This window comes from Chamaesiphon sp. GL140_3_metabinner_50 (assembly GCF_025361915.1).
Classification (GTDB): Bacteria; Cyanobacteriota; Cyanobacteriia; order Cyanobacteriales; family Chamaesiphonaceae; genus Chamaesiphon.
Map to the genome: position 1 here is coordinate 1 of NZ_JANYJC010000308.1, position 4516 is coordinate 4516.

The 4516-nt window shown below is 45.5% G+C and carries 4 protein-coding genes; 2 read left to right on the forward strand and 2 right to left on the reverse strand.

The window, feature by feature from the left end; all coding sequences use genetic code 11:
• The coding region (locus tag Q0R35_RS15115; protein ID WP_295620035.1) for a hypothetical protein at nucleotides 1-259 on the forward strand (259 nt) is incomplete at its 5' end.
• A 295-nt stretch (nucleotides 260-554) separates the two neighbouring features.
• Nucleotides 555-1040, forward strand: coding sequence for a hypothetical protein (locus Q0R35_RS15120; protein WP_295620038.1), 486 nt, complete (start codon nucleotides 555-557; stop codon nucleotides 1038-1040).
• Nucleotides 1041-1074: 34 nt separating this feature from the next.
• Here the strand turns inward: Q0R35_RS15120 and Q0R35_RS15125 are convergent, their stop codons facing one another.
• Both Q0R35_RS15125 and Q0R35_RS15130 read right to left on the reverse strand, forming a co-directional pair.
• On the reverse strand, nucleotides 1075-2595 hold the full coding sequence (locus tag Q0R35_RS15125; RefSeq protein ID WP_295620041.1) for a serine protease: 1521 nt from the start codon (nucleotides 2593-2595) through the stop codon (nucleotides 1075-1077).
• Nucleotides 2596-2844: 249 nt separating this feature from the next.
• Nucleotides 2845-4410, reverse strand: coding sequence for an FAD-dependent monooxygenase (locus tag Q0R35_RS15130; RefSeq protein WP_295620044.1), 1566 nt, complete (start codon nucleotides 4408-4410; stop codon nucleotides 2845-2847).
• Nucleotides 4411-4516: the final 106 nt, after the last annotated feature.

The following is a 4516-nucleotide window of genomic DNA, read 5'->3' on the forward strand; positions in this document are numbered from 1 at the left end:
TCGATCGAGGGCTGTATCGCTAATTCCCAATCGCAACGTATTACCACTTTGCCATTGCGCCCACGGGATGTTTAATGTTTTACCATTTAAGAATATTTCGGTGCCGCGATTGACAAATTATGAGCTAGAAGTATTGCTTGCCGATTGTGGTGCGACTCGATTAGTTGGAGCTAGATCTGCACGAGCAATTCTAGTAGTAACCGCGATGGTATATAAATTAGCCATGCAGATGGCGATCGGGATTAAAGCTAGTTTGTAATAATTCATTCAATTTAGATAGATGCAGCGGGATTGGGGCTTGGTGATGTTGCGATTGACTGAAGACAAACAATTCAACCAGTAAGTTGAGACAGTAATAGTTCTCGATCTGTTTCCTAAAAATTCGATCTCAAAATACGAGCGGATAATTACTTAGTACCCATGTGCGATTTAGTTAGATTGCCAAAGGCACGCTACGCGAACGATCTGGTATGGAACAATTTAGTAACTTTAGCATTCTAATCTAAAGAGAGTCTACAGTCCCATCTAGTTGCCGATCGAATTGTATAACCGCTATGAATAAAATTGAACTTTGTGAAAAAATTGGTTTAACATTAATCTTCAGTTTATTGCTGACTCACTCAGATCTAGCCTTTTCCTCTCAATCAGTTTGCCCGCAAATCGAGAGCAAAAAACCGATTGAAGTAAAGATTCAAGCTCAAAATTCTGATGCTGATGGCTGTGAGGCTTATGCTGCTGGGTATGCGATCGCCAGAACCAAACAACATTATATTGCAATTTGTGGCGGCTCAAACCATAAAAGCCTGAGTTTTTATGTAGCTAAAACAAATGAGGCTCCCGAAAAATCCGAACGAGGAAAAATTCAGATTGATAACGTATCGTTTAAAAATGGTATTTACACTGCAACGCGGGGTAGAGATACATACATTTTAACACCCAGAGTATTCTCGATTAGACGCGATGGCAAGATCTTAGTTAAGGAAACAGTGGTTAAATACACCAATCTTTCTAGAGGAAAACAAGACCGTAGCAAGACTTAATCGATCTAACTTGAGTAAGATTAAATTACCAAAATTATTGGTTCAGAAAACTAATATCATCGATTAAACCATCGGGAGTACCTAGTGCAAATTGTCGTGCTAATTGTTCGTCTAGTTTAGCTTGAGAGAGATTTCCTAATGCTCGGTTGGCAATTGCTCTAGCTCGATAGGCTGGAGCCAATTTAGGATTTGTCCCCAGGGCGCGATTTAGCTCCATCAATCCTGGTTGATACTGTCGATTTGTGACTAATAGTTGACCTAGTAACGAACGCGCTCCTGACGATTGAGGGGCAATTTGGACGGCTTTACGGGCGAGATTGAGAGCTTCGAGAATGTTTCCTTGTGCCGATCGCACTATTGCTAAATTATTATAAGCATAATAAAAACTCGGATCGATCGAGATCGCCCGATCGAGATCGGCAGCAGCAACGCTATAATTTTTAAGTCTGAGTGCAACTAGCCCTCGCACATTATAAACCATCGCATTTTTTGGAGCTAATCCAACCGCGCGATCGCAAACGCCTAAAGCTTCTCCCTGTTTGCCAAATTCGCTCAAGAATAAGCATTTTCCGGCATAAGCAATTCCCGACTTAGGATCGCTTTGAATTGCCAAATCTGCGTCTGCTAAAGCTGCACCGATCCGATCGAACATAAAGTTAGCCGATGCTCTAGCCAGATAAGCTTTAGTATACTTGGGGTTTAGTTTAATTGCTTCATTCATCGCCTCGATCGAACCGCCAATATTACCGCGATTAAACCCGTCGACACCAATTAAGAAAAAGTCTACAGCTTGCGGAGCTTTAAGTGTTTTCGTCGCGACGATAATTGGTGGCTTACCGCCGAAATCTACGCCTAGTTTAGCAGCCAATTGCATAAAAGTGTCGATCGGAATTCCTAAATTAAATCCCGTTTTAATCCGAATATTTTCATTAATATTCGAGGCTGTGGTAGCTTCTTGGACATCACCTTTGCCATGAATGGCGATCGTTTCACCTGCTTCATTAAATACTGGCCCTCCGCTCATTCCTGGCAGAGTATTATTACTATAAACCAAAGAATATCCCCCAGCGAGTGGACGATTGGCATTAGCCGTAACTTTACCCTCAGTAAAATTATAAATCGAATTACTAATGGCGGCGGTAGCTAGCGGAAAACCCGCTACATAGACGACAGATCCTTCACTCGCCGCCTCGACTTTCCCCAATTTAGCGATCGGATAATTAGCCGTACTTGTAAATTTAACGATCGCCAAATCGACATCGGTAGTAGCCTTAATATTAGTTGCCACTAAGGGATAATTTTTACCATCGGGAGTGGTGATTTTAAACTCTTGCTGACGATTGCGGACGACATGAGCGGCGGTTAAGACTGTATATGTATTGCCTTCTTTTTTAATAACTACACCAGAACCAACCGAATTATTACTATCGATCGAAACCGTCACCGACTTGGCAATTTTCCCAACTTCTACCGCCGACAGAGCCATTACAGACTGCCCGAATAAGCAATTTAATCCGATCGCACTACTACCGATCCACCACCAATACCGAAACATAAAGATTGACCTATTTGTGTGCGTAATTCAAGACTCTATTGTGCCACGATTCTCGTTCTCGTTCGCATAGCGTTCCTAAGGAAAGGAGACAGTACGCTAACAATCGCCCAAAACTTACCCGATCGAAATTAGTTTCGATCGGGTAAATTTTGGGCAAGATATATTAAAGTAGATCCGATCTCAATCCAGCAACGCTTAAATAACTAATCTCGATCGAGAACGGAACGGGGGAGAGCCAGCCAATCGAGATTACACCCGCACCAAGAAGGTGTCTAAATACTTACCTAGAGTGTCGTAATCATTAACTGTGCCAATTAATCCAACATGACCATCTGGACGAACGAGGAGCATCTGTCCATCGCGCCCCAGTTGACGATCGCTACCTCGATCCATTGGTTGAATTGTCGCCACCTTGATTGTCGATCGGTATCGACCAACTATTTGATAGGCTTGTTCGATGACCTCAACGTCTTTAGTCCGCAGTAGCAGCGTCCAGTGGTGAATCGAGAGTAAGCGATGCAGATTTGCCCATTGTCCATCGCCAGATACTACGGGGACATTGGGGATGCGATCGCCAGCCTGTAGTTTCCCGCTACCCTTTTGCTGCCAAGCTAACGGACTCTGGCGGTACTCCATGCCCAAGTCACTGAGCATATACTCGATCGAGCGTCGCACTGGCTTGAGCGACAATCCGATCGGCATGAATGTTTTCATCAGCCCAAGCTTAGGATATACTTGCGGCTGTTCGAGTACGTTCGTGCGGTTGGCTTCGATGATATGGTGTGCGTTGGCGCGTTGTTCGATCGTGTAAGTATCCAACAGACCGGATTTGGCTTCACCGCGCTCGACTGCGGCTAATTTCCAGGCGAGGTTAAATGCGCCTCGGAGTCCGGTATTCATCCCATGTCCGCCGATCGGTGCCCAAGCATGAGCCGTATCGCCGACTAGCAACACGCGACCTTTATTGAAGGTAGCAGCGACCCGATTCTGGAATCGGGCGCGACTGAGCCAGACGGGTGCGGTTAGCTCTAGCTCCAATTCCGGCATGTAAGTAACCGATGCCACTAAGTCGCGCATTTCTGCCAAGGTGGGCGGTTCTTTGCGATCGGGAGTAGGATCGCTGGCAAACGCACAGAAACGGTAACTATCGTTTGGCATCGGAAACCCCAACATGGAAACGTTCTCTTTTAAGAAGAAATAACCGTGAGTAGTGGATTTGGGAAACCGCCAAGTTGGTTTGGCATTGACCTGAAGTGTTTGTAAGTTGGCAACGCGCTCTCCTTCAAACGGAATCTCTGCTGCTTCACGGATCGCACTCCGAGTCCCTTCGCAGCCTACCACCCATTGGGTCGCGATGGTTTCTTCGTCTCCATTAGCAGTTTTGACTGTAACTTCAGCTCCATCGTCATGTGCATGAAGTCCGGTTGCTTCAGTTTCCCACTCGATTTCCACTCCTAGCTCGGATAATGACTCGGCGAGTAGCCGCTCTGTATCATGCTGTTCGATACAGAGGGGATTTGGGTAGTCCGTTTTGGTAGAACCATATTGAAGACCACCGATGTTCCGACCGTTGATATAAATATGTGTGGTTTGTAGTCGATGAGCAAATGCCAAAAACTTGTCGATTACGCCCAGCTCTGCGAGTGCTTCTTGGGAGCGCGCCCAGATTACGCCAGCTCGTGCTTGGCGTTTGGTGGCGGTGGCTCGATCGATAATCCGCACGGACAGGGAAAGTAAGGTTAATTCGATCGCCAGCATCAAACCTACGGGGCCAGCACCGACGATTAATACTTGAGGTTGAGATGGATTAGACATGGTAATTTACTCTCGATTTGAAATTTTAAAGATTATTCAAGTCGGTAAGACTTCGTTTGAGGTTGGTTTACCCCCCCAACCCCCCCTTATAAAGGGGGGGCTTTTG

Bases quoted from the DNA above. Each gene is read 5' to 3' on its own strand.
- Q0R35_RS15125 (WP_295620041.1), bottom strand. From the start codon at position 2,595: ATGTTTCGGTATTGGTGGTGGATCGGTAGTAGTGCGATCGGATTAAAT.
- Q0R35_RS15130 (WP_295620044.1), bottom strand. From the start codon at position 4,410: ATGTCTAATCCATCTCAACCTCAAGTATTAATCGTCGGTGCTGGCCCC.
- Q0R35_RS15120 (WP_295620038.1), top strand. From the start codon at position 555: ATGAATAAAATTGAACTTTGTGAAAAAATTGGTTTAACATTAATCTTC.